This window comes from Streptomyces sp. NPDC029122 (assembly GCF_055569445.1).
The window spans coordinates 272,132-294,828 of record NZ_JBVHWK010000006.1 but is presented as its reverse complement, the minus strand read 5'-3'; the positions used below and the strand labels follow the sequence as shown (position 1 = coordinate 294,828).

Genomic DNA, 22,697 nt, shown 5'->3' with positions numbered 1-22,697 from the left:
AGTCGATGGGTTAGAGCATCACTCTAACTCCTCATTTCCTCTCGGTGAAGGATTGACCTGGGCCACCGGCACAGGTCACATTGAATGACGCTCAAACGCATGCGCAACCATCCCCGCCCTGCCAAGGGAGTCCCCCATGCCCATCGAACAGCGCGGAGTCGACACCATCCCCGAGGAGGAACGGACCAGCGGTCCCCGTGACCTGGTCTCGATCCTCCTCGGCTCCAACCTCTGCCTCGGCGTGATCGTCTTCGGCTGGCTGCCCCCGTCCTTCGGGCTCGGGCTGGTGCCCTCCGTCACCGCCATCGTGACCGGCACCCTGGTCGGCATCGCCTTCACCGCGCCGCTCGCCCTGGTGTCCCTGCGCACCGCGACCAACCTGTCCACCTCCAGCGGCGCCCAGTTCGGCGTACGCGGACGGCTGGTCGGCTCCGTCGTCGGCCTGCTGCTCTCCCTCGGCTACACCGCGCTCACCCTGTGGATAGGCGGTGACGTGATGGCCGCGACCCTGTCCCGCCTCACCGGGCTGCCGGACACCGGCCTCACCCGCGCCGTGATGTACGGCGTACTCGCCGTGTGCACCGTCGTGGCCGCCGTCTTCGGCTACCGGCTGCTGCTGCGCATGAGCAAGGTGCTGTCGGTGGCCATGGTCGTCCTGCTGGCCGTCGGCGTCGTCGCGTACGCCCCGGACTTCACGACCGCCGCCCCGCCGGACACGGCGTACCTGCTCGGCTCCTTCTGGCCGACCTGGCTGCTGGCCGCCGTCGCGGCCGGGCTCAGCGGACCCGTCGCCTTCATCACCCTGCTGGGCGACTACACCCGTTACGTCTCCCCCCGGCGCCACGGCTCCCGCAAGGTCTTCCGGGCCACCTGCCTCGGACTGCTGGCCGGCCTGCTGGTCCCGCAGCTGTTCGGCACCTACACCGCCCTCGCCGCCCGCGCCGGCGCCGACTACGCCGGGCCGCTCGTGGAGGCCGCGCCCTTCTGGTACCTCCTCCCGCTGCTCGCCGCGGCGGCGGCCGGCTCGGTGGGCAACGCCGGGCTCATGCTCTACTCCATGGGCCTGGACCTGGACGCCATCGTGCCGGGGACCACCCGCACCAAGGCCACGGTGATCGCCGCGGCGGTGGCCACCGCGTTCGTCTTCTTCGGCTCCTTCGAGTGGGACGTGCAGTCGGCGATGACCTCGTTCGTCCTGCTGCTCACCGCGATCGGCACCCCGTGGGCCGTGGTCACCCTGATCGGCTTCGTGCGCTGCCGCGGGTCCTACGACGCCGATGCCCTCCAGGTGTTCAACCGTCGGGCCCGCGGCGGCGTCTACTGGTACAGCGGTGGCTGGAACCTCCGCGCCACGGCCTCCTGGGCGGCGGGCGCGGCCGTGGGACTGGCCGCCGTGTCGACCCCGGTGTACGAGGGCCCGCTGCTGGCCCTCACCGGCGGGGTGGACTGTAGTTTCATCCTGTCGGGGCTGGTCGGCGGGGCGGTGTACACCGCCCTGACGGTCCGGCCGCAGGCGGCACCGGCCGCCGGACCGGCGGGGAACGCAGTGGTGGCGGCGGCCGAATAGGACGGGGCCGGCGCCCGACACGGGGAGGCATCGTGGAAGAAGTCGTGTACGTGGCGGGAAGGATCGCCCATGGGATCGCGGGCCTGGCCTACGCGTTCGGCGACGCCGTCGTGGGGCTCGGCCCGGAGGGGACGGGTAAGGAGCGCAAGGAGAAGAAGGACGACGGCGAGACGGAAGACGAGCGCTGACCCTCGCTCCCTCCCGGAACGCCGGAAGGCCCCCCGCGCACCGCGCGGGGGGCCTTCCTTCCGTCCGGCCATGATCCGCCGGACACCCCCTAGCCGAGCGGGTGCATCCAGCCGTGGGTGTCGGGGGTGCGGCCGGTCTGGAGGTCGAGGAGCGCCTTGCGGAGCTTCATGGTGACCTCGCCGGGCTGCCCGTCGCCCTGGGTCCAGCCGGCGCGCTCCGACTTGACCGAGCCGACCGGGGTGATGACGGCGGCCGTGCCGCAGGCGAACACCTCGGTCAGGGTGCCGTTCTCGTTGTCGCGCTTCCAGTCCTCGGTGGTGATCCGGCCCTCCTCGGCGGTGTAGCCGAGGTCGCGGGCGATGGTGAGGAGGGAGTCGCGGGTGATGCCGGGGAGGAGAGAGCCGGTCAGCTCGGGGGTGACGATGCGGTCGCCGTACACGAAGTACAGGTTCATGCCGCCCATCTCCTCGATCCAGCGGTGCTCGACGGCGTCGAGCCAGACGACCTGGTCGCAGCCGTGCGAGGCGGCCTGGGCCTGGGCGACGAGGGAGGCCGCGTAGTTGCCGCCGGTCTTGGCGGCGCCGGTGCCGCCCTTGACGGCGCGGACGTACTCCTCGGAGAGCCAGACGGAGACGGGCTTGACGCCACCGGGGAAGTAGGCGCCGGCGGGCGAGGCGATGACCATGAAGAGGAACTCGTTGGCCGGGCGGACGCCCAGCCCGACCTCGGACGCGAACATGAACGGGCGCAGGTACAGGGACGCCTCGCCGGAGTCCGGCACCCAGGCGCGGTCCTGCTTGATCAGGGCGTCGCAGGCCTCGATGAAGAGATCGGCCGGCAGCTCGGGCATCGCCATGCGGCGGGCGGAGGCCTGGAACCGCTCGGCGTTGGCGCGCGGGCGGAAGGTGGCGACGGTGCCGTCGGGCTGGCGGTAGGCCTTGAGGCCCTCGAAGATCGTCTGCGCGTAGTGCAGGGTCATGTTCGCCGGGTCGATCGCCAGCGGGGCGTACGGGACGAGCTCGGCGTCGTGCCAGCCGCGGCCTTCGGTCCACTTGATGGTCACCATGTGATCGGTGAAGTGGCGGCCGAAGCCCGGGTTGGCCAGGATCGCTTCGCGCTCCGCGTCGGACAGCGGGTTCGAGGAGGGCTTGAGCTCGATCGTGGGCGTCGTCATGAGTGCTTGTCCTTCACCGGTTGGGTAGGGCGGACCGCGCTCATGCGTACCAGGACGTCCGAGCTTCCCCGTATTCCGCGGCCTCGCGTTCGATTATCGCTCGTGGGCACGCTTCGGAGAAACGGGGCTGAGCGGCCCAGGGAGATGGTGGCACCGGGGGCCGCACAGGAGAAGCCGCCAGGTCCCTTTGTGACCTGGCGGCTTCCTGGAGGGAACGGCCGGGTCAGCCGGCTACTCGCGCGGCGAGGGCGTCGCCGATCGCGTCGGTGGAGCGGAAGGTGCCGTCGCGCTCGGCCAGGTCGGCGGAGACGGCGTCCTCGATGCGGACGGCCTGGTCCTCGTAGCCGAGGTGACGCAGGAGCAGGGCCACCGAGAGGATCGTCGCGGTGGGGTCGGCCTTGCCGGTGCCCGCGATGTCGGGGGCCGAGCCGTGGACGGGCTCGAACATGGACGGGAAGGCGCCGGTCGGGTTGATGTTCCCGGAGGCGGCCAGGCCGATGCCGCCGGTCACGGCCGCGGCCAGGTCGGTGAGGATGTCACCGAACAGGTTGTCCGTGACGATGACGTCGAAGCGCTCGGGCTGGGTGACGAAGAAGATCGTCGCGGCGTCGACGTGCAGGTAGTCGGTGGTGACCTCGGGGTACTCCTGGCCGACCTTGTCGAAGATGTTCTTCCACAGGTGGCCCGCGTACACGAGGACGTTGTTCTTGTGGACGAGCGTCAGCTTCTTGCGGGGACGCGCGTTGGCCCGCTCGTACGCGTCGCGCACGACGCGCTCCACGCCGTAGGCGGTGTTCACGCTGACCTCGGTGGCCACCTCGGCGGGGGTGCCGGTGCGCAGGCTGCCGCCGTTGCCGGTGTACGGGCCCTCGGTGCCCTCGCGGACCACCACGAAGTCGATCTCCGGACGGCCGGCCAGCGGGGTGGCCGTGTTCGGGAACAGCTTCGAGGGGCGCAGGTTGATGAAGTGGTCGAAGGCGAAGCGGAGCTTCAGCAGCAGACCGCGCTCCAGGACGCCCGACGGGACCGAGGGGTCGCCGATGGCGCCCAGCAGGATCGCGTCGTGGTGCTTGAGGGCCTCGAGCTCCGCGTCCGGGAGGGTCTCACCGGTGCGGTGCCAGCGCTGGGCGCCGAGGTCGTACTCCTTGGTCTCCAGCTTCACATCCTGGGGCAGGACCGCGGTAAGGACCTTGAGGCCCTGAGCCACGACTTCCTGGCCGATGCCATCACCGGGGATCACTGCGAGATTGATGCTGGTCGCCATGTCGGAACCGTACTCCGTGTCCCAGCCCTCAGACATATCGCGTCCACCATTCGGACCGCCGGGGCGGCCGGCGGGGACGCGACATGTCCGGTGCGGACGGGCTCGGCGATGCCCGCCGGGAGCCCGGTCAGTGGCCGGTCGAGCCGCCGTTGTCACGGCGGTCCAGGGCGCGCTGGAGGGCGGCGGCGGCGTTCTTGCGGTCGGCGTCGGCCGGGGAGGAGTGGCGGACGCGGCGCGCTGCGGCGGTGGTGGGGGTCATGGTGATCGACTCCTTGGGATCACGGCGTGGCGGGGCCACGGATGAGGGGTGTTCCTTCAAGGCGCCGGAAGAGGCGGGGAGCCGTGCGCCGCAGGGGTTGCCTGCCAGGGGGCGCGCGCTCTCGACCGCCATTCGCAGGATCAGCGAGACGTTCGGCTCCTACAAAGCTAGGGCAGGTCCGGCTGTCTGTCTCCGCAATTACTCGGACTTCCTAGTATCTGAGACGGGAAACCGCCCGAAGGGAGCCCTCCGGTAGTTCCGTTTCAGACCTTCTCAGCTCGAAGTTCCCTGATCAGAGCCCTGACAGCATGGGTCGACGCCAATTCCGGTGTGGTGACGTATCCCACCTGCCTCACTGGCCTCCGGGGCCCCAGACCGGTGATCTCGACGGTGTCCGGCGCCTCGCGCAGCGACAGCTCCGGCATGATCGCCATCCCCAGCCCCCGGCCGACCATGGTCAGCACCATGGCATCGTCCTCGGCCTTCACGGTGGCCCGGGGGATCCAGTCCTGGGCCCGCCACCACTCCCGGGTGTAGGAGCCGCAGTTCTCGTCCCAGTCGAGCAGGGGCAGCGCCCTCGGGTCCGGCTGCCCGGCCGGGTGCACCAGCGCGTACGCCTCCTCCACGAGCACCCCGGTCAGCAGCCCCGGCGGTACGTCCTCCCGCGCGCCCAGCGTCGCGATGCCCAGGTCCGCCCGGCCCGCGGCCACCTCCCCCGCCGTGCCGGCACCCAGTTCCCGCACCACCCTCACCTCGGGGCGGATCCCGGGGTACAGCGCGGCCAGCCGCTCCAGCGCGGGCGGCAGCAGGTGCAGGGCCGCGCTGCGGAAGGCCGCGACGCGCAGCACCCCCTCCCCGGCGTCCCGCCCGGCGGGAGCCCGGGCCGCGCCGCGCGCCTCCGCGCCCAGCACCTCGTACAGCCGCAGGATGCGCCGGCCCAGCGCGACGGCCCGCTCCCCGGCCGGGGTGGGCGAGGCCCCGCCGCGCCCGCGCTCGAAGAGCACCGCGCCGACCTTGCCCTCGCTGCCGCGCACCGAGTGCGAGACGGCGGACTGGCTGATGCCCAGCACGGCGGCCGCGGCGGAGAAGCCGCCCGTCTCGGCGACGGCGACCAGCACCCGGAGTTCCTGCGGGGCCAGCTCGGCCATGGGTTCCCACCTCGGTGTATGAGCCGCGTTCATGGATGTGCGGCTTCCATGAGCGCAACCCCCTGCCCGGCTCCGGGATTCCTTCCTACGGTCGGGGCCATGAGCACCGAAACGGCCCGTGCCGTCCACCAGATCGCCCGCCCGACCGGCTTCCCGGCCGCCTCCGACTTCGCGTACGTCTCCTCGCCCGTCCCCGAACCCGCCCCCGGGACCGCCCTGGTGGAGAACCTGCTGCTGTCGGTGGACCCGTACCACCGCGGGATGATGGACGGCGGCGAGGACGGCTTCGAGCTGCACGCCCCGCTGGAGGGCCGCACGGTGGGCCGGGTGACCGCCTCCCGCGACCCCGGCCTGGCGGAGGGCGACCTGGTCTTCCACCGCGCGGGCTGGCGCACCCACTCCCTGGTCACCCTCGGTGTGGACGGCACCCGCAAGCTGCGCGGCCACGCGGGCGTCCCGCTGGAGGCCTACCTGTCGATCCTCGGCGGCACGGGCCTGACGGCCTATGCCGCCCTCACCCGGACGGCGGCCCTGCGCGCGGGCGAGGACCTCTTCGTCTCCGCCGCCGCCGGCGGGGTCGGCACCGCCACCGGGCACATCGCCCGGCTGCTCGGAGCCCGCCGGATCATCGGCAGCGCCGGCTCGGCGGCGAAGACCGCCCACCTCACCGGGACCCTCGGCTTCGACGCCGCCTTCGACTACCACGACGGGCCCGTCGCCGAGCAGCTGGCGCAGGCCGCGCCGGACGGCATCGACGTCTACGTGGACAACGTGGGCGGGGAGCACCTGGAGGGCGCGATCGAATCCCTGCGCGAGTACGGCCGGATCGCCTGGGTCGGCGCCATCTCGATGTACAACGGGGACCGTTCCCCCGCCGCGCCGCGCAACCTCTTCGAGGTGGTCCACAAGTCCCTGCGCCTGGAAGGGGTGTTGGTCCGCAACCACACGGATCTCCAGGACGAGCTGGAGGATTTCCTGGTCCCCCACCTGCGCAGCGGCCGGATCGGCACCGACACCACCGTCGCCCAGGGCTTCGACCGCACCGTGGAGGCCTTCCTGGGCATGCTCCGCGGGGAGAACCTGGGCAAGATGCTCGTACGTGCCGGCGACTGATTCCGGCCCCGGCTACAGGACGTCCCCGTCCCGCCAGTCGAAGTCGAGCCGCCCGGCGGCGTCCGGCGCGACCCCGCCGGGCGGCGTCCACACGTAGGCCGAGCCCTCCTCCTCGGCCAGCCGCTCGGGCCCGGCCGGGCCGAGCACGCCGATCTGCCCGGCGTACGGCTTCCAGCCCCGGCTCTGGTACAGCGCCGCGCCCTCGTCGGACGCGGACAGGGCGCCGAGCACGTACGCCCCGGCGATGACGCCCTCCAGCCCGGCCATCACCGCCGCGCCGAGCCCGCGCCGGCGCCGGTCGGCGCGTACGGCGACGGCCTCGACGTACCCGGTCCGCAGGGCCCGCCCCTGGTGCAGCACCCGCCGCTGGACGACGCTGCCGTGCGCGACGAGCGCACCGCCCTCGTACACCAGGGCGTGCATCCCGCCGAGGGCGTGCTCGAAGTCCTCGTCCCCGAAGTCCCCGTCGAAGGCCGCGTCGAGCAGGTCCCTGATCACGGCGAGGTCGTCCGCGCCGAGCTGCGAGGTGTGCGCGAGACGGGTGTGCGTGGCGTCGCTCATGCCCCCAGTCTGCCCCGGAGCCGGCCCAGTTCGGCGGCCGTCAGCCCCGCCCCGCGCAGGTAGCCCAGACCGCAGTGGAAGGCGACCCCGCCCGGCGGGGCGGTGGCGACGGCCCGGGCGACGGAGGCCACGCGGTCGGGGAACCGTTCCAGGAAAGGCCGGAAATACGCGGGGGTGCCGAAGCCGGGAGTGCCCCACCACACGTCCCAGAAGTCCCGGTGTTCGATGCCGTCGAGCGGGATCCGCAGGGTGGTCAGCCCGGGCGGACGCGGGGCGTGGTCCAGCTCGGCTTCGCCGTCGTTGCGCAGGTCGATGACGGTGCGCACCCCGTCGCGGGCCAGTGTGGTCCAGCCGCGGGCGGTGAGCCCGTCGAGGCTGTCGGCCCGTACCAGCGTCCCGGGCCGCACCGCTCCCAGCCCGCCGAGGTCACGGGCGTTGAAGCAGCCCTCCCACGCCACGAATCGACCGACGTTCGACACGGTCATAGCCCCCCTGTCAGTACACAACGGACATTGGCTGATGACGCTCCCCTGGCCTCGGGAGTTCCCTCGCTGGAAGATCTGCGCATGTCGCCTGAGACCCAGCAGTGGACCCCCACCCATGGCCGACCCTACCGGCCCGTCCCCTACCGTCCCGCGCGCATGCCGGGCCCCGAATCGCTCGCGCGCGCGGCGGAGTTGCGGGCCCGGATGGACGAGCGGCGGACGGTGCGCCACTTCTCCCCCGATCCCGTCCCCGAGCAGGCCGTCCGCGACGCGATCGCCTGCGCCGCCACCGCGCCCTCCGGTGCGCACCAGCAGCCGTGGACCTTCGTCCTGGTCAAGGACCCGGGCATCCGGCAGCAGATCCGCGCCGCGGCCGAGCAGGAGGAGCAGATCTCCTACGACGGCCGCCTCGGCGACGAGTGGCTCGCCGCGCTGCGACCCATCGGCACGGACGCCGTGAAGACCCACCTGACGGACGCGCCGGCGCTGATCGTGGTCTTCCAGCAGCGCTACTGGCTCGGCCCCAACGGCACGAAGCGCAAGCACTACTACGTCGACGAGTCGGTCGGCATCGCGGTCGGCATGCTGCTGTCGGCCCTGCACCTGTCGGGCCTGGCGGCGCTCATCCACACCCCGAGCCCGATGCGCTTCCTGGGGCACGTCCTGAACCGCCCGGAGAACGAGAAGGCCTTCGCGGTCATCCCGGTCGGCTACCCGGCGGACGACTGCGAGGTCCCGGACCTGGTCCGCAAGTCCCTGGACCAGGTCCTGGTGGAGGTCTGAACCCGCGGGCCGCCCCCGCGACCTGGACCGCCCCCGCTCCGGGCTTGGGGGTACCGGAGCGGGGGCGGGATTCAGGGGTCGAGCCGGGTCAGCCCATGTGGGGGTAGCCGTACTCGGTCGGCGGGACCAGGGTCTCCTTGATGGAGCGGGTCGAGGTCCAGCGGAGCAGGTTGGACGCCGCGCCCGCCTTGTCGTTCGTACCCGAGGCGCGGCCGCCGCCGAAGGGCTGCTGGCCGACGACGGCGCCGGTCGACTTGTCGTTGATGTAGAAGTTGCCCGCCGCGAAGCGGAGCTTCTCCATCGTGTCGGCGGCCGCGTAGCGGTCCTGGGCGATGACGGAGCCGGTCAGGGCATAGGCCGAGACGTTCTCCATCTGCGCCAGCATCTCGTCGTACTTGTCGTCCTCGTACACGTGGATCGCGAGGATCGGGCCGAAGTACTCGGTCGTGAAGACCTCGTTCTCCGGGTCGGTGCACTCGATGACGGTGGGGCGGACGAAGTAGCCCTCCGAGTCGTCGTACGTGCCGCCCGCGACGATCGTGCAGGTCGGGTCGGCCTTCGCACGGTCGATCGCGGCCTTGTTCTTCGCGAAGGAGCGCTCGTCGATGACCGCGCCGATGAAGTTGGACAGGTCGCGGACGTCACCCATGGCGATGCCGTCGACCTCGGCCGCGAACTGCTCCTTGAAGCCGTCGTTCCAGATGGAGGCCGGGACGTAGGCGCGCGAGGAGGCGGAGCACTTCTGGCCCTGGAACTCGAAGGAGCCGCGGGTCAGGGCGGTCTTCAGGATCGCGCGGTCCGCGGACGGGTGCGCGACGACGAAGTCCTTGCCGCCCGTCTCGCCGACCAGGCGGGGGTAGGAGCGGTACTTCTCGATGTTGTTGCCGACCGTCTTCCACAGGTACTGGAAGGTCTTGGTCGAGCCGGTGAAGTGGATGCCGGCGAGCTCGGGGTGGTTCAGGGCCACCTCGGAGACGGCGATGCCGTCGCCCGTCACCAGGTTGATGACGCCCTTGGGCAGGCCGGCCGCCTCCAGGAGCTCCATGAGGAGGACCGCGGAGTGGGTCTGCGTCGGGGACGGCTTCCACACGACCACGTTGCCCATGAGCGCGGGGGCGGTGGGCAGGTTGCCGGCGATGGCCGTGAAGTTGAACGGGGTGATCGCGTAGACGAAGCCCTCGAGCGGGCGGTGGTCGCTGCGGTTCCACACACCGGCGCTGTTCGCGGCCGGCTGCTCGGCCAGGATCTGGCGGGCGAAGTGGACGTTGAAGCGCCAGAAGTCGACGAGCTCGCAGGGGGTGTCGATCTCCGCCTGCTGCACGGTCTTGGACTGGCCCAGCATGGTGGAGGCGGCCAGCTTCTCGCGCCACGGGCCGGCCAGCAGCTCGGCGGCGCGCAGGATGATCGCGGCGCGGTCGTCGAAGGACATCGCGCGCCAGGCCGGGGCGGCGGCCAGGGCGGCGTCGACGGCCTCCCGGGCGTCGGCCTCGGTGGCGTTGGCGTACGTACCGATGACCGACTTGTGGTCGTGGGGCTGGACGACGTCGAAGCGCTCGCCGCCACCCATCCGCTTGACGCCGTTGATCGTCATCGGGAGGTCGATCGGGTTCTCGGACAGCTGCTTCAGCTGGATCTCGAGGCGCGCGCGCTCCGGGCTGCCGGGGGCGTACGAGTGGACCGGCTCGTTGACCGGCGCGGGGACCTGGGTCACAGCATCCATGGGGCTGGTAACTCCTTGACCTAGTTCTTGGTGATCATCGAGCGGAGGAAGAAGAGCAGGTTGGCCGGCTTCTCGGCGAGGCGGCGCATGAAGTAGCCGTACCAGTCGGTGCCGTAGGCCGTGTAGACGCGCATCCGGTGGCCCTCGGCGGCGAGCCGCAGGTGCTCCTCGCTGCGGATGCCGTACAGCATCTGGAACTCGTACTCGTCCAGTTTGCGCCCGGCCTGCCGCGCGAGCTCCTGGGCGATGGCGATGAGGCGCGGGTCGTGGGACCCGATCATCGGGTAGCCCTCGCCCTCCATCAGGATCTTCATGATCCGGACGTACGCCTTGTCGATCTCGGCCTTGTCCTGGTACGCGACCTCGGCGGGCTCCTTGTACGCGCCCTTCACGATCCGGACGCGGCTGCCGGCGGCGGCCAGGCGGCGGGCGTCGGCCTCGGTGCGGAAGAGGTAGGCCTGGATCACGCAGCCGGTCTGCGGGAAGTCCCGGCGCAGCTCCTCGTGGATGGCGAACATCGAGTCGAGGGTGGTGTGGTCCTCGGCGTCCAGCGTGACGGTGGTGCCGATGGCGGCGGCGGCCTCGACGACCGGGCGCACGTTGGCGAGGGCCAGCTCGTGGCCGCCCTCCAGCGCCTGGCCGAACATGGACAGCTTGACCGACATCTCGACCGCCTCGCCCAGCTGCAGCTCCTTGAGGCGCTGGATGAGCTCCAGGTAGGCGTCCCGGGCCGCGTAGGACTGCTCGACGGCGGTGATGTCCTCGCCGACGACGTCGAGGGTGACCTCGAGGCCCTTGCGCGTCAGCTCCTCGACGATCGGGATGACCTGGTCGACCGTCTCACCGGGGATGAACCGGTTGACCACCGGCTTGGTCACCGGGGCGGCGGAAACGATACGGCGCATCTTGTCGCTGCGCGAGGCGGCGAGGATCGCGGGACCCAGCACGGGGCACCTCCAACGGGTGGCAGAAGCGGACGAACGGACGCCGCGGGGGTGGTGCTGCGGCCGTAGGGAAAACGCGAGTGAAACCACCGTGAAACCTAAGGATCTCCACGATCCTCTGCCATCGACAGCTGTCACGCATCCGTGTCCCGGATCTCATACATCTGTCTGAAGGGTCGGCCGCGAAGTGGGAGAATGGCCGCGTGAAAGGCGATTACCAGGACCTGGTGGACGAGATCTCGGCGCTGCTCGGCGCCCCGGCGACGCTGGAGAACCGGGACTTCCGCCTCATCGCCTTCGGCGCGCACGACAGCGAGGACGACCTCGTGATGGACCCGGTGCGCACCCGCTCGATCCTGACCCGGCAGTCGACGGCGGCCGTCCGGGCCTGGTTCGAGGGCTTCGGCATCGCGCGCGCCACCGGCCCGGTGCGCATCCCGGCGGCCCCTGACGCCGGGGTCTTCCGGGGGCGGATCTGCCTGCCGGTGCGGTACCGGGGCATCGTGCAGGGCTACGTGTGGCTCCTCGACCAGGATCCGGGCCCGGGTCCGGCCGCCCTGGAGGCCGCCATGGACGTGGCCCGGCGGATCGGGGTGCTGCTCGCCGAGGAGGCCAGGGCGGGCGCCGGCCTCTCCCGGGAGTTCCTGGCGGTGCTGACGGCCGGCCGGGGCTGGCAGCAGGACATGGCGGTGGCCGCGCTGCGGGTGGCGCTGGGGCCCGGGGCCGAGGGACCGCACGCCGCCGTGTGCGTGGCCCCGTGGTCCGGGGAGGCTCCGGGGTCGGTCCCGGGGGCGGCGGCGGTGTGCGTGGTCCCGGCGGGGTCCGAGGGCCCGGACGGCGCGGGTGCCGGCCCCGCGGCGGCGGCGCTCGCGGTGCTGCTGCGGCTGCGGTCGGGGGACGCGTCGGCTCCGGCCCTGGCCGCGGCGGGACGGTTGCTGCCGGCGGCGGCTCCGGCGGCCGGGCCGAGCGGCGGTAAGCGGGGGCCTTCGGGGGGCGGCGCCGTCACCGCCGGGCTGTCCGACCCGGTCCGGGCGCTCACGGAGCTGCCCGCCGCCTGGGCCCAGGCCACCGCCGCCGCCCGGGCGGCGGCCGCGCAGCCGGGGCTGGGGCCGGTGGCGCGGTGGGCGGGGATCGGGCCGTACCGGATGCTGGCCGCCGTGGCCGCGGGCCCGGCGGACGACCCGGCGACCCGGGCGCTGCTGGCGCCGGCCCACCGGGAACTGGCCCGTACCGCCGAGGTGTTCCTCGACTGCGCGGGGCAGGCGGGCCGCGCGGCGGCGGAGCTGGGCATCCACCGCCAGACCCTGTACTACCGGCTGGGCCGGGTCGAGCAGCTGACGGGGCTCGACCTGGACGCGGGCGAGGACCGGCTGCTGCTCCACATGGCGCTCAAGGCCGCCCGACTGCGGGCCTGAGCGCCGTTCAGGCGGAGGCCGGGCGGCGGTGGATGACCGCGCTGCCGACGGCCTTGTCGTGGATGCCGAGGGCGTCGGGGCTGAGCGTCATGGAGGACGCGTTGGCCACGCTCAGCAAGGGAATGCCGGTGACCACCAGGTTGGTGAGGTGGCGGACGACCGCCTGCCCGTAGGAGAGGCGCCCGCCCCCGCGGGCGACGACCTCCATGCCCAACAGCCGCTTGCCGGGCGTCGCCCCCCGTCGCGAGACGGACAGCGGCGAGTAGAGCAGCACGAAGGCCGCCGTCCAGGCCGCCGCGGCCGTCTGCCAGGCGGTACTGGATTCCCGGTCGGTGAGGGCGAGGACTGCGAGCACCCGGTCGAAGCCGAGGAGCGGTACGAGGATCACCACGATGGCGATGGTCAGGTCCACGGCCGTGGCGGCGCAGCGCCGCATGATCCCGGCCGGGGAGCCGGGCAGCGGCCGGGCGTCCGGGGCGCGGCCCACGGGCGGCAGCGGGCCGAGGTCGCCCCCGGCGGACAGGAACCCGGATCTCATCGCGTCTGCGCCGGCGCGCGTCCGGCGGATCCGCCCCGGGCGGCCGTCAGCCCCTCCGCGATGCGGCGGAGCCCCTCGGTGAACTCCTCGGCGGAGGCGGCGGTGCCGGGGTCGAGCAGCCACTGGATCATCAGGCCGTTGAGCAGCGCCTGGCAGACGGAGCCGAGGGTGCGCTCGTCGCGTTCGGTGAGCTCCTCCTCCGGGGTGCCGGTGAGGAGCGAGATCAGACCGCGGCGGCCCTCGGCCTGGGAGGCGGCGAGCATCCCGCGCAGCTGCGGCAGCCGTTCGCCGCTCAGCGCGACCTCCATGCTGGCCGCCCAGACGGGGGCGGAGGCGTCGTGCTGGGCGAGGACCCCTTCCCACAGGGCGCGCAGGCGCTCCAGGGAGCCGTCCTCACCGGGCATGCCGTCCTGGAAGGCCGTCTCGCCCCACTGCTGCATCAGGGCGATGAACGCCTGGGTGAGCAGGGCGTCCTTGGAACCGTAGTGGTAGCCGATGGAGGCCAGGTTCGTGCCGGAGGCGCCGACGATGTCGCGCGCGGTGGTGCGTACGAAACCCTTCTCGACCAGGCACTTCTTGGCGCCTTCGAGCAGATCCTCTTTGTGTCCCATGGCCGTCACCGTAGCAAGGCGGCCGTCCGGGACGAAGGTCCCGCACACAGTGTTTATACATCCGTCATATACAGATGTTCCATGCGTACGCGGACCCCTCGGACGGGGGTGACACGAAGGGGCCCGGGTTGACGCCCGGGCCCCTTCGACGGTGCGCGACGGTCAGCCGAGGTTGACCGTACGGGCCGAAGCGGCGCCGATCTCCGCCGAGATGGCCGCGAGGACGTCCGCCGGGACCTCCGCGTCGACGGTGAGGACGACGAGCGCCTCGCCGCCCTCCTCGGCACGGGCGACCTGCATGCCCGCGATGTTCAGGCCGGCCTCGCCGAGGAGCTGGCCGACCTTGCCGACGACGCCCGGGCGGTCGGTGTAGCGCAGCACGATCATGTGGTCGGCCAGGGCCAGGTCCACGTCGTACTCGCCGACGCCCACGATCTTCTGAAGGTGCTTCGGGCCGGCGAGGGTGCCGGAGACCGACACCTCCTGGCCGTCCGACAGGGTGCCGCGGACGGTCACCACGTTGCGGTGGTCCGGGGACTCCGAGCTGGTGGTCAGACGGACCTCGACGCCGCGCTCCTGCGCGAACAGCGGGGCGTTGACGTAGGAGACCGTCTCGTCGACGACGTCCTCGAAGACACCCTTGAGGGCGGAGAGTTCCAGCACCTTGACGTCGTGCTGGGTGATCTCGCCGCAGACCTCGACGTCGAGGCGGACCGCGACCTCGCCCGCGAGGGCGGTGAAGATGCGGCCGAGCTTCTCGGCGAGCGGCAGACCCGGACGGACGTCCTCGGCGATGACACCGCCCTGGACGTTGACCGCGTCCGGCACGAGCTCGCCGGCGAGGGCGAGGCGCACCGACTTGGCCACCGCGATGCCGGCCTTCTCCTGGGCCTCGTCCGTGGACGCGCCGAGGTGCGGGGTGCAGACGACCTGGTCGAGCTCGAAGAGCGGGGAGTCCGTGCAGGGCTCCTTCGCGTACACGTCGAGGCCGGCGCCGGCGACGCGGCCCTCCTTGATGGCCGAGTACAGCGCGGCCTCGTCCACGATCCCGCCGCGCGCGGCGTTGACGATGCGGACGGACGGCTTCACCTTGTGCAGGGCCTCGTCCCCGATGAGACCGACGGTCTCGGGGGTCTTCGGCAGGTGCACGGTGATGAAGTCGGCGACCTCGAGCAGCTCGTCCAGCGTCAGCATCTTGACACCCATCTGGGCGGCGCGCGCGGGCTGTACGTACGGGTCGTACGCGACGACCTTCATGCCGAAGGCCGACATGCGCTGGGCGACCAGGACACCGATGCGGCCGAGGCCGACGACGCCGAGGGTCTTCTCGCTGAGCTCGACGCCCGTGTACTTGTTCCGCTTCCACTCGCCGTTCTTCAGGGCGGTGTTGGCCTGCGGAATGTTGCGGGCGGTGGCCACGAGCAGGCCGCAGGCCAGCTCGGCGGCGGTGACGATGTTGGAGGTCGGGGCGTTCACGACCATCACGCCGGCCTTGGTGGCGGCGGAGACGTCGACGTTGTCGAGGCCGACACCGGCGCGGGCGACGACCTTCAGCTTCTTGGCCGCGGCGATGGCCTCGGCGTCCACCTTGGTGGCGGAGCGGACGAGGATCGCGTCGACGTCCGTGATCGCGGGGAGCAGCTCGGCGCGGTCGGCGCCGTTGACGTGCCGGATCTCGAAGTCCGGACCGAGCGCGTCCACCGTGGCGGGCGACAGCTCTTCGGCGATGAGTACGACAGGTTTCGAGCTCACGTGGGTCCTCACAAGTCCAGTGCGGACGGCCGTCCCGACGGCCGCAGGCGGTGGAGGGGGTAGCCGCGTGGAAGACGCACGACACTGTGGGCCTGACGCGTTGTGTTCAGCAGTGTAGTAGCGGTTCGCGCGCGGATTTCCTCCTGTACGGAAGGATCACCCGTCCGGGATTGGCCGGGGTGGACAATCCGCGCTGTCCGAGGGCTACATTCCGGTGATCCTCGACTGGCGGAGCCGGCGGATGCGCGGCGGGGCCGGGACGCACCGTCCCGGCCCCGCCGTTCACGAGATCAGCTCTCGTCGTTGTCGACCCAGCTCATCAACTTGCGCAGCTTCTTGCCGGTGGTCTCGAGCAGGTGCTCCGAGTCCGCCTTCTTGTACTCGTTGTACTTCGGCAGACCGGCCTTGTACTCGGCCATCCACTCCTCGGCGAACTTGCCGCTCTGGATCTCCTCCAGGACCTTCTTCATCTCGGCCTTGGTGGCGTCGGTGATGACGCGCGGGCCGGTGATGTAGTCGCCCCACTCGGCGGTCTCGGAGACCGACCAGCGCATCTTCTCCAGGCCGCCCTCGTACATGAGGTCGACGATGAGCTTCAGCTCGTGCAGGCACTCGAAGTACGCGATCTCCGGCTGGTAGCCGGCCTCGGTCAGGGTCTCGAAACCGGCCTTGACCAGAGCGGAGGCACCACCGCAGAGGACGGCCTGCTCACCGAACAGGTCGGTCTCGGTCTCCTCGGTGAAGGTGGTCTTGATGACGCCGGCGCGGGTGCCGCCGATGCCGGCCGCGTACGACAGGGCCAGGGCGAAGGCGTTGCCCGAGAAGTCCTGCTCGACGGCGGCGATGCACGGAACGCCGCGGCCCTCCTCGTACTGACGGCGGACCAGGTGGCCCGGGCCCTTCGGGGCGACCAGGGCGACGTCCACGTTGGCCGGGGGCTTGATGAAGCCGTAGCGGACGTTGAAGCCGTGGCCGAAGAAGAGCGCGTCGCCCTCCTGCAGGTTGTCCTTGATGGACGCCTCGTAGATCTCGGCCTGGAGCGGGTCCGGGGTCAGGATCATGATGACGTTCGCCCACTCGGCGGCCTCGGCCACGGAGACGACCTTCAGGCCCTGCTCCTCGGCCTTGGCCTTGGAGCTGGAGCCCTCCTTGAGGCCGACGACGACGTCGACGCCGGAGTCACGGAGCGACAGCGCGTGGGCGTGGCCCTGGCTGCCGTAACCGATGACCGCGACCTTGCGGCCCTGGATGATGGACAGGTCGGCGTCGTTCTCGTAGAACAGCTCGGCCACTGGGATATCTCCTTGGTGCGCTGGTGTTGCTCCCACCGTACGGCGGGGAACGGAATAAGAGTTTCTCGGTCTCGCTATGCGGGCCGGCGTGTCAGCCCCGCGTCCCGGACCGGACGCGCGACGCTCAGGCGCTGCGCTCGAGCGAGCGCAGGCTGCGGTCCGTGATGGACCGCCCGCCACGCCCTATGGCGATGGTGCCGGACTGCACGAGCTCCTTGATGCCGAAGGGCTCCAGCATCTTGAGCATGGCGCCGAGCTTGTCGCTGCCGCCGGTGGCCTCGATGGTGACGGCCTCCGGGGAGACGTCGACGGTCTTGGCGCGGAACAGCTGGACGATCTCGACGATCTGCGAGCGGGTCTCGTTGTCGGCGCGGACCTTCACGAGGACGAGTTCGCGCTCGATGGCGTTCGACGGCTCCAGCTCGACGATCTTGAGCACGTTGACCAGCTTGTTGAGCTGCTTGGTCACCTGCTCCAGCGGAAGGTCCTCGACGTTGACCACGATGGTGATGCGGGAGATGTCGGGGTGCTCGGTGACGCCGACCGCGAGGGAGTCGATGTTGAACCCGCGGCGGGAGAACAGCGCGGCGATCCGGGCGAGGATGCCGGGCGTGTTCTCGACCAGGACGGAGAGCGTGTGCTTGGACATGTGAGTCGTTCTCTCTCTCAGGCTCTCTCGGCTCAGTCGTCTTCGTTGTCGCCGAAGTCGGGGCGGACGCCCCGGGCTGCCATGACCTCGTCGTTGGAGGTGCCGGCGGCGACCATCGGCCACACCATGGCGTCCTCGTGGACGATGAAGTCGATCACGACCGTGCGGTCGTTGATCGCGTTGGCCTCGGCGATGACCTTGTCCAGGTCCGCCGGGTCCTCGCAGCGCAGCGCGACGCAGCCCATGGCCTCGGACAGCTTGACGAAGTCCGGGACGCGGGTGCCCTTGCGGGGCGCGTTGGACTCGCCGAGCTGCGAGCCCACGGTGTCGTGGCCCGTCTCGTCCGCGTGCAGCACGGTGTTGGAGTACCGCTGGTTGTAGAACAGGGTCTGCCACTGGCGGACCATGCCCAGCGCACCGTTGTTGATGATCGCGACCTTGATCGGGATGTTGTTCAGCGCGCAGGTGACCAGTTCCTGATTGGTCATCTGGAAGCAGCCGTCGCCGTCGATCGCCCAGACGGTGCGCTCCGGCATCCCGACCTTGGCGCCCATCGCGGCGGGGACCGCGTAGCCCATGGTTCCGGCGCCGCCGGAGTTCAGCCAGGTGCGCGGCTCCTCGTACTTGACGAAGTGCGAGGCCCACATCTGGTGCTGGCCGACGCCCGCCGCGAAGATCGTGCTCTTGGGTGCGAGCGCGCCGATCCGCTCGATGACCTGCTGCGGGGAGAGCATGCCGTCCTCGGGCAGGTCGTAGCCCAGCGGGTAGGTCTCGCGCCAGCGGTTGAGGTCCTTCCACCAGGCGGTGTAGTCGCCCGCGTTGCCCTCGGTGTGCTCGGCCTGGACGGCCTGGATCAGGTCGGCGATGACCTCGCGGGCGTCGCCCACGATCGGGACGTCGACCTCGCGGTTCTTGCCGATCTCGGCCGGGTCGATGTCCGCGTGGATGACCTTGGCGAAGGGGGCGAAGCTGTCCAGCTTGCCGGTGACGCGGTCGTCGAAGCGGGTGCCGAGCGCGATCAGCAGGTCCGACTTCTGCAGCGCGGTGACGCCGGTGACGGAGCCGTGCATGCCCGGCATGCCGACGTGCAGCGGGTGGCTGTCGGGGAAGGAACCCAGGGCCATCAGCGTGGTGGCGACCGGGACGCCGGTCAGCTCGGCGAGGACCTTGAGCTCGGCCGTGGCACCGGACTTCATGACGCCGCCGCCGACGTACAGGACGGGGCGCTTGGCCTGGCAGATGAGCTTGGCGGCCTCGCGGATCTGCTTGGCGTGCGGCTTGGTGACGGGCCGGTAGCCGGGCAGGTCCATGGCGGGCGGCCAGGAGAAGGTGGTCTTCGCCTGGAGGGCGTCCTTGGCGATGTCGACCAGGACCGGGCCGGGGCGGCCGGTGGACGCGATGTGGAAGGCCTCGGCGATCGTCCTCGGGATGTCCTCGGCCCTGGTGACCAGGAAGTTGTGCTTGGTGATCGGCATGGTGATGCCGACGATGTCCGCCTCCTGGAAGGCGTCGGTGCCGATCGCCTTGGAGGAGACCTGGCCCGTGATGGCGACGAGCGGCACGGAGTCCATGTGCGCGTCGGCGATCGGGGTGACCAGGTTGGTGGCGCCCGGGCCGGAGGTGGCCATGCAGACGCCGACCTTGCCGGTGGCCTGGGCGTAGCCGGTGGCGGCGTGGCCGGCCCCCTGCTCGTGGCGGACCAGGATGTGACGGACCCTCTTGCTGTCCATCATCGGGTCGTAGGCCGGGAGGATGGCGCCGCCCGGGATACCGAAGACGGTGTCGCACCCCACCTCTTCGAGAGAGCGGATGAGGGACTGCGCACCCGTCACGTGCTCAACTGCGGCGGACTGCTGTCCGCCCGTACGGGGCCGCGGCTGCGGATGGTGGGCCCCGGAGGCCTGCTCGGTCATCGGCATTCTCTTCTCGAAGCTGAGGGTTTTACGAGGAGCGGGGGTGCTCCGGATCTGGTCCGGAGGCGTGTGCCAGTGCAACAAAAAACCCCTCGTGCCGGGTGGCAAGCGAGGGGAGCGCGTCGGTGGTGTCGAGCGGGGACATGCAGGCCCCAGCTTCAGCCGACGCGCTTTCCAAGTACGAGAATTCGGGTGCGCATGGCATTGACCCTCCCTCCGGCGGGAGGTGGATGTCAAGCGGGTGGGACGGGCGTCTCATTATGTGAGCCCCTATGGATGACCATCGAGCCACCGGACGAGCCTCCGGCCAAGGCGGGCTGGGCCGTACCGCCCGGTACTGGGAACGTACCTCTCACGAGCGTGCGGCGCAGCCTGTATTCGTCGAGTGGTCCGGAGAAGGCCGCGCCCTGGCCGTGGGTGCACCCCATCGCCCGCAGGGCCAGCACCTGCTCGGGGTGGTCCACCCCGTCGGCCACGGACTGCATGCCGAGGTCGTTTGCGATCCGCAACAATCCCGCCGTGATCTTGTGCAGCCTGGCCGATTCGACCACGCCTTCGACCAGCCCCCGGTCCAGTTTGAGCAGGTCCACCGGGAGGCGGCGGAGGGCGCTGATGGCCGCGTAGCCGCTGCCGAAGCCGTCGAGGGCGATCCGTACGCCGAGCCGGTGCAGGGCCGTCAGGCGGCGCTCCAGCTCGTCGAAGGGCACCCTGGGGTCGGAGGCGGCCAGTTCCAGCACGAGGGCGCCGGAGGGCAGCCCGTGGCGGTTCAGCAGGGCCTCCACGCTCCCCCGGGGCACGGCGGGGTCCAGCAGCCGCTGGGCGGTCATCCGGACGGCCACTGGTACGCCGTGCCCCGCCCGGTGCCGCTCGGCGGCCTGCTCCACCGCCTCTTCGAGGAGCCATCGGCCCAGTTCGGCCGTGCGGGAGGCGTCCGGCCCGGCCGCCGGTCCCCCCTCGCTGTGCTCGGCCACCCGGAGGAACTCGGCGGGGGTGAAGAGGATCCCCTGGGCCGAGCGCCAGCGGGCCTGCGCGGCGACCGCCGTGACCTCGCCGGTGGCCAGGGAGACCACGGGCTGGTGCAGCAGGGCGAAGTCTCCGTCGTGCAGGGCGGTGCGCAGCCGCCCGGCCAGCTCGGCCTTCCGCGCGATCTCGGCCTGCATCTGCGGCGCGTACAGCTCGACCCGGTCCTTGCCGCCCGCCTTGGCCCGGTACATCGCGAGGTCCGCGTTGCGCATCAGGTCCGCGGGGGTGATGCCGGGGTCGGCGAAGGCGACGCCGATGCTGGCGGCCACCCGGACCTCGCTCCCGGCGATGCGGTAGGGCTGGGAGAGGGTGGCGCGCAGCCGGTCGGCGATGTCGTGCACCTGGTACTCGCGGGCACTGCGGTCGCGGCTGCCGTCGCCGAGGATGAGCGCGGCGAACTCGTCGCCGCCGAGCCGGGCGGCGGTGTCCCCGGCCCGGACGGCGTCCTGGAGGCGGCGGGCGGCCTCGACGAGCAGCTCGTCGCCGGCCTGGTGGCCGATGGTGTCGTTGACGGCCTTGAAGCCGTCGAGGTCGATGAAGAGCACGGCGGTGCTGTGGTCGCCGGCCCGGCGGCCGGTGAGGGCCTGGCGGACCCGGCGGGTGAACAGGGCCCGGTTGGGCAGGTCGGTCAGCGGGTCGTGCTCGGCGCTGTGCTGGAGCTGGGCCTGGAGGCGGACCCGCTCGGTGACGTCGCGGCTGTTGAGGATGAGCCCGCCCTGGTGGCGGTTGACCGTGGACTCCACGTTCAGCCACTCGCCGCTGCCCGACCTGAAGCGGCACTCGATGCGGGTGGTGGGCTCCTCGGCGGGCGGGGCGGCCAGGAAACGGCGTACCTCGTGGACCACCCGGCCGAGGTCTTCGGGGTGGATCAGGGCGGCGAGCTCGGTGCCGACCAGCTCCTCCGCCTCGCGGCCGTAGACCCCGGCGGCGGCGGGGCTGACGTAGCGCAGGGTCCCGGTGGGCGCGGCGATCATGATGACGTCGCTGGAGCCCTGGACCAGGGAACGGAAGTGGTTCTCCTTCTGGGCCAGTTCCTGGGTGAGCGCGATGTTGTCGAGGAGCATGATGCCCTGCCGGATGACGAGGGCGAGGACGACGGTGCAGCCGGTGAAGACCACCATCCGGTCGACCTTCCGCCCGTCCACGACGTTGGCCAGGATGCCGAGGGTGCAGACGGCGGCCGCGAGGTACGGGGTGAGGGCGGGCAGCGAGCCGGTGATGGGACGGCTGTGCGGGCGGTCGTGGCGCGGCGGCGAGGGGCGGGGCACCGGTTCGGGCCGGCGGGCGCCCCAGGGGGCGTACGCGAGCAGCAGCGAGCCCGCGAACCAGCCGGCGTCGAGGATCTCCCCTGAGTTGTAGGTGGTGTTGAGCAGCGGCGAGGTGAACAGCGCGTCGCTCAGGACGGTCAGGGCGAGGGCCGCGATCGCCGTGTTGACCGCCGAGCGGTTGTTCGCCGAGCGCCGGAAGTGCAGCACCAGGACCATCGAGACCAGCGCGATGTCGAGGAGCGGGTACGCGAGCGAGAGCGCGGCGCGCAGTACGTTGCCGGGGGCGCCCGACTGGGCGGTGCGGGCGGCGTTGGCGAGGGCCAGGCTCCAGGACAGGGTCAGCAGGGAGCCGCCGATGAGCCAGGAGTCGAGGCCGAGGCAGACCCATCCGGCGCGGGTGACCGGGCGTTTGGCCAGGACGAGGAGGCCCACGATGGCGGGCGGTGCGAAGCAGAGGAAGGCGAAGTCGGCGATCGAAGGCTCGGGGAGCTTCTGGCCGAGGACCACCTCGTACCAGCCCCAGACCGCGTTCCCCAGGCCGCCCATGAGCGAGGAGAAGGCGAACATCAGCCAGGCGGGGCGTTCACGCCGGTCGATCGTGCGGGCGTAGTGGTAGCAGGAGAACGCGGCCAGTAATCCGGCGGCACTGAGCCCGAAGTCGCCCATGATCTTGGCGAGTTCGTCCGACCCCCAGCCGAGGGCGGCGCCGACGGCGTAGCCGCCGCTCACGAGTGCGAGGAGGAGTTGTGCCGCGATGCTCCGACCGCCACCCGGGACCGGCGACCGGGTCAGGAGCGCCGCCCCCTGGGCGCTCACCGGTGCCCCTCGCCGGACGGTTCTGGCGCAGCCCAGTCCCGGCGGCGGCGCCTCCGGCGGCTGTGCCGCATCGGATCCTTCGTCCATTGGCCGTGCATCGCCCGTCGCCCCCCAAAGTGTCCGATCACTCCCCAGCGCCAGACGTACGTGGCGCAGCCCCTTGTTCCGGACGATACACCACTTTCGTCACTCAGCGACATAGCTTCTCTACGC

General features: G+C 71.4%; 20 protein-coding genes. 5 read left to right on the top strand and 15 right to left on the bottom strand.

Annotated features, from left to right (window positions below; genetic code table 11):
* The first annotated feature begins 136 nt into the window (after nt 1-136).
* Nucleotides 137-1,567, top strand: a complete 1,431-nt coding sequence (locus ACZ4WZ_RS10910; RefSeq protein WP_467888012.1) for a cytosine permease — start codon at nt 137-139, stop codon at nt 1,565-1,567.
* A 32-nt stretch (nt 1,568-1,599) separates the two neighbouring features.
* Nucleotides 1,600-1,755: a hypothetical protein gene (locus ACZ4WZ_RS10905; RefSeq protein ID WP_467888011.1), complete on the top strand. Its 156-nt coding sequence runs from the start codon at nt 1,600-1,602 to the stop codon at nt 1,753-1,755.
* Between the two features lie 89 nt (nt 1,756-1,844).
* Here the strand turns inward: ACZ4WZ_RS10905 and ACZ4WZ_RS10900 are convergent, their stop codons facing one another.
* The 4 genes from ACZ4WZ_RS10900 to ACZ4WZ_RS10885 form a co-directional block, all read right to left on the bottom strand.
* Complete coding sequence (locus tag ACZ4WZ_RS10900) at nt 1,845-2,930, bottom strand: branched-chain amino acid aminotransferase (RefSeq protein WP_467888008.1); 1,086 nt, start codon at nt 2,928-2,930, stop codon at nt 1,845-1,847.
* A 223-nt stretch (nt 2,931-3,153) separates the two neighbouring features.
* Nucleotides 3,154-4,194: a 3-isopropylmalate dehydrogenase gene (locus ACZ4WZ_RS10895; protein ID WP_467888005.1), complete on the bottom strand. Its 1,041-nt coding sequence runs from the start codon at nt 4,192-4,194 to the stop codon at nt 3,154-3,156.
* A 127-nt stretch (nt 4,195-4,321) separates the two neighbouring features.
* The gene (locus tag ACZ4WZ_RS10890) at nt 4,322-4,453 is read right to left on the bottom strand and encodes a hypothetical protein (protein WP_281206921.1); all 132 of its coding nucleotides are present in this window, start codon (nt 4,451-4,453) and stop codon (nt 4,322-4,324) included.
* Between the two features lie 263 nt (nt 4,454-4,716).
* Nucleotides 4,717-5,601, bottom strand: coding sequence for a LysR family transcriptional regulator (locus tag ACZ4WZ_RS10885; RefSeq protein WP_467888002.1), 885 nt, complete (start codon nt 5,599-5,601; stop codon nt 4,717-4,719).
* 99 nt (nt 5,602-5,700) lie between these two features.
* Between ACZ4WZ_RS10885 and ACZ4WZ_RS10880 the strand changes: the two genes are divergently transcribed.
* Nucleotides 5,701-6,714 (top strand): NADP-dependent oxidoreductase, encoded by a 1,014-nt coding sequence (locus tag ACZ4WZ_RS10880; RefSeq protein ID WP_467888000.1) that lies wholly within the window; start codon nt 5,701-5,703, stop codon nt 6,712-6,714.
* 12 nt (nt 6,715-6,726) lie between these two features.
* On the opposite strand, the gene ACZ4WZ_RS10875 is transcribed toward ACZ4WZ_RS10880, so the two are convergent.
* Both ACZ4WZ_RS10875 and ACZ4WZ_RS10870 read right to left on the bottom strand, forming a co-directional pair.
* Nucleotides 6,727-7,275, bottom strand: a complete 549-nt coding sequence (locus ACZ4WZ_RS10875; RefSeq protein WP_467887997.1) for a GNAT family N-acetyltransferase — start codon at nt 7,273-7,275, stop codon at nt 6,727-6,729.
* Nucleotides 7,272-7,760 carry a tyrosine-protein phosphatase gene (locus ACZ4WZ_RS10870; protein WP_467887994.1) on the bottom strand — a complete coding sequence of 163 codons (489 nt, stop codon included), beginning with the start codon at nt 7,758-7,760 and terminating at the stop codon, nt 7,272-7,274. The genes ACZ4WZ_RS10875 and ACZ4WZ_RS10870 overlap by 4 nt, the downstream gene beginning before the upstream one ends.
* A gap of 81 nt (nt 7,761-7,841) precedes the next feature.
* Between ACZ4WZ_RS10870 and ACZ4WZ_RS10865 the strand changes: the two genes are divergently transcribed.
* The gene (locus tag ACZ4WZ_RS10865) at nt 7,842-8,543 is read left to right on the top strand and encodes a nitroreductase family protein (protein WP_467887991.1); all 702 of its coding nucleotides are present in this window, start codon (nt 7,842-7,844) and stop codon (nt 8,541-8,543) included.
* Between the two features lie 88 nt (nt 8,544-8,631).
* On the opposite strand, the gene pruA is transcribed toward ACZ4WZ_RS10865, so the two are convergent.
* Both pruA and ACZ4WZ_RS10855 read right to left on the bottom strand, forming a co-directional pair.
* Complete coding sequence (gene pruA, locus ACZ4WZ_RS10860) at nt 8,632-10,263, bottom strand: L-glutamate gamma-semialdehyde dehydrogenase (protein WP_467887989.1); 1,632 nt, start codon at nt 10,261-10,263, stop codon at nt 8,632-8,634.
* 20 nt (nt 10,264-10,283) lie between these two features.
* On the bottom strand, nt 10,284-11,210 hold the full coding sequence (locus ACZ4WZ_RS10855) for a proline dehydrogenase family protein (protein ID WP_467887986.1): 927 nt from the start codon (nt 11,208-11,210) through the stop codon (nt 10,284-10,286).
* A 200-nt stretch (nt 11,211-11,410) separates the two neighbouring features.
* Here ACZ4WZ_RS10855 and ACZ4WZ_RS10850 point away from each other — a divergent pair, with 200 nt between their 5' ends.
* Nucleotides 11,411-12,622 (top strand): PucR family transcriptional regulator, encoded by a 1,212-nt coding sequence (locus ACZ4WZ_RS10850; protein ID WP_467887983.1) that lies wholly within the window; start codon nt 11,411-11,413, stop codon nt 12,620-12,622.
* A 7-nt stretch (nt 12,623-12,629) separates the two neighbouring features.
* On the opposite strand, the gene ACZ4WZ_RS10845 is transcribed toward ACZ4WZ_RS10850, so the two are convergent.
* The 7 genes from ACZ4WZ_RS10845 to ACZ4WZ_RS10815 all read right to left on the bottom strand — a co-directional run bounded on the left by ACZ4WZ_RS10845 (nt 12,630) and on the right by ACZ4WZ_RS10815 (nt 22,484).
* A complete protein-coding gene (locus tag ACZ4WZ_RS10845) occupies nt 12,630-13,160 on the bottom strand; it encodes an RDD family protein (protein WP_467887980.1) in 531 nt (176 codons plus the stop codon).
* Complete coding sequence (locus ACZ4WZ_RS10840; RefSeq protein WP_467887977.1) at nt 13,157-13,771, bottom strand: TetR/AcrR family transcriptional regulator; 615 nt, start codon at nt 13,769-13,771, stop codon at nt 13,157-13,159. Before ACZ4WZ_RS10840 ends, ACZ4WZ_RS10845 begins: the two co-directional genes overlap by 4 nt.
* Nucleotides 13,772-13,933: 162 nt before the next feature.
* Nucleotides 13,934-15,523, bottom strand: coding sequence for a phosphoglycerate dehydrogenase (gene serA, locus ACZ4WZ_RS10835; RefSeq protein ID WP_467887974.1), 1,590 nt, complete (start codon nt 15,521-15,523; stop codon nt 13,934-13,936).
* 290 nt (nt 15,524-15,813) lie between these two features.
* The gene (ilvC, locus tag ACZ4WZ_RS10830) at nt 15,814-16,815 is read right to left on the bottom strand and encodes a ketol-acid reductoisomerase (RefSeq protein WP_467887972.1); all 1,002 of its coding nucleotides are present in this window, start codon (nt 16,813-16,815) and stop codon (nt 15,814-15,816) included.
* 124 nt (nt 16,816-16,939) lie between these two features.
* The gene (ilvN, locus tag ACZ4WZ_RS10825) at nt 16,940-17,464 is read right to left on the bottom strand and encodes an acetolactate synthase small subunit (RefSeq protein ID WP_388939950.1); all 525 of its coding nucleotides are present in this window, start codon (nt 17,462-17,464) and stop codon (nt 16,940-16,942) included.
* Nucleotides 17,465-17,496: 32 nt separating this feature from the next.
* Nucleotides 17,497-19,383, bottom strand: a complete 1,887-nt coding sequence (locus ACZ4WZ_RS10820) for an acetolactate synthase large subunit (RefSeq protein ID WP_467887969.1) — start codon at nt 19,381-19,383, stop codon at nt 17,497-17,499.
* 227 nt (nt 19,384-19,610) lie between these two features.
* Nucleotides 19,611-22,484, bottom strand: coding sequence for a putative bifunctional diguanylate cyclase/phosphodiesterase (locus ACZ4WZ_RS10815; RefSeq protein ID WP_467887966.1), 2,874 nt, complete (start codon nt 22,482-22,484; stop codon nt 19,611-19,613).
* Between the last annotated feature and the right edge of the window lie 213 nt (nt 22,485-22,697).

Excerpts from the sequence above, each read along its gene's own strand:
- ACZ4WZ_RS10910 (WP_467888012.1), top strand. The coding sequence starts at position 137 with ATGCCCATCGAACAGCGCGGAGTCGACACCATCCCCGAGGAGGAACGG.
- ACZ4WZ_RS10900 (WP_467888008.1), bottom strand. The coding sequence starts at position 2,930 with ATGACGACGCCCACGATCGAGCTCAAGCCCTCCTCGAACCCGCTGTCC.
- ACZ4WZ_RS10895 (WP_467888005.1), bottom strand. The coding sequence starts at position 4,194 with ATGGCGACCAGCATCAATCTCGCAGTGATCCCCGGTGATGGCATCGGC.
- ACZ4WZ_RS10890 (WP_281206921.1), bottom strand. The coding sequence starts at position 4,453 with ATGACCCCCACCACCGCCGCAGCGCGCCGCGTCCGCCACTCCTCCCCG.
- ACZ4WZ_RS10885 (WP_467888002.1), bottom strand. The coding sequence starts at position 5,601 with ATGGCCGAGCTGGCCCCGCAGGAACTCCGGGTGCTGGTCGCCGTCGCC.
- ACZ4WZ_RS10880 (WP_467888000.1), top strand. The coding sequence starts at position 5,701 with ATGAGCACCGAAACGGCCCGTGCCGTCCACCAGATCGCCCGCCCGACC.
- ACZ4WZ_RS10875 (WP_467887997.1), bottom strand. The coding sequence starts at position 7,275 with ATGAGCGACGCCACGCACACCCGTCTCGCGCACACCTCGCAGCTCGGC.
- ACZ4WZ_RS10870 (WP_467887994.1), bottom strand. The coding sequence starts at position 7,760 with ATGACCGTGTCGAACGTCGGTCGATTCGTGGCGTGGGAGGGCTGCTTC.
- ACZ4WZ_RS10865 (WP_467887991.1), top strand. The coding sequence starts at position 7,842 with ATGTCGCCTGAGACCCAGCAGTGGACCCCCACCCATGGCCGACCCTAC.
- pruA (WP_467887989.1), bottom strand. The coding sequence starts at position 10,263 with ATGGATGCTGTGACCCAGGTCCCCGCGCCGGTCAACGAGCCGGTCCAC.
- ACZ4WZ_RS10845 (WP_467887980.1), bottom strand. The coding sequence starts at position 13,160 with ATGAGATCCGGGTTCCTGTCCGCCGGGGGCGACCTCGGCCCGCTGCCG.
- ACZ4WZ_RS10840 (WP_467887977.1), bottom strand. The coding sequence starts at position 13,771 with ATGGGACACAAAGAGGATCTGCTCGAAGGCGCCAAGAAGTGCCTGGTC.
- ilvN (WP_388939950.1), bottom strand. The coding sequence starts at position 17,464 with ATGTCCAAGCACACGCTCTCCGTCCTGGTCGAGAACACGCCCGGCATC.
- ACZ4WZ_RS10820 (WP_467887969.1), bottom strand. The coding sequence starts at position 19,383 with ATGCCGATGACCGAGCAGGCCTCCGGGGCCCACCATCCGCAGCCGCGG.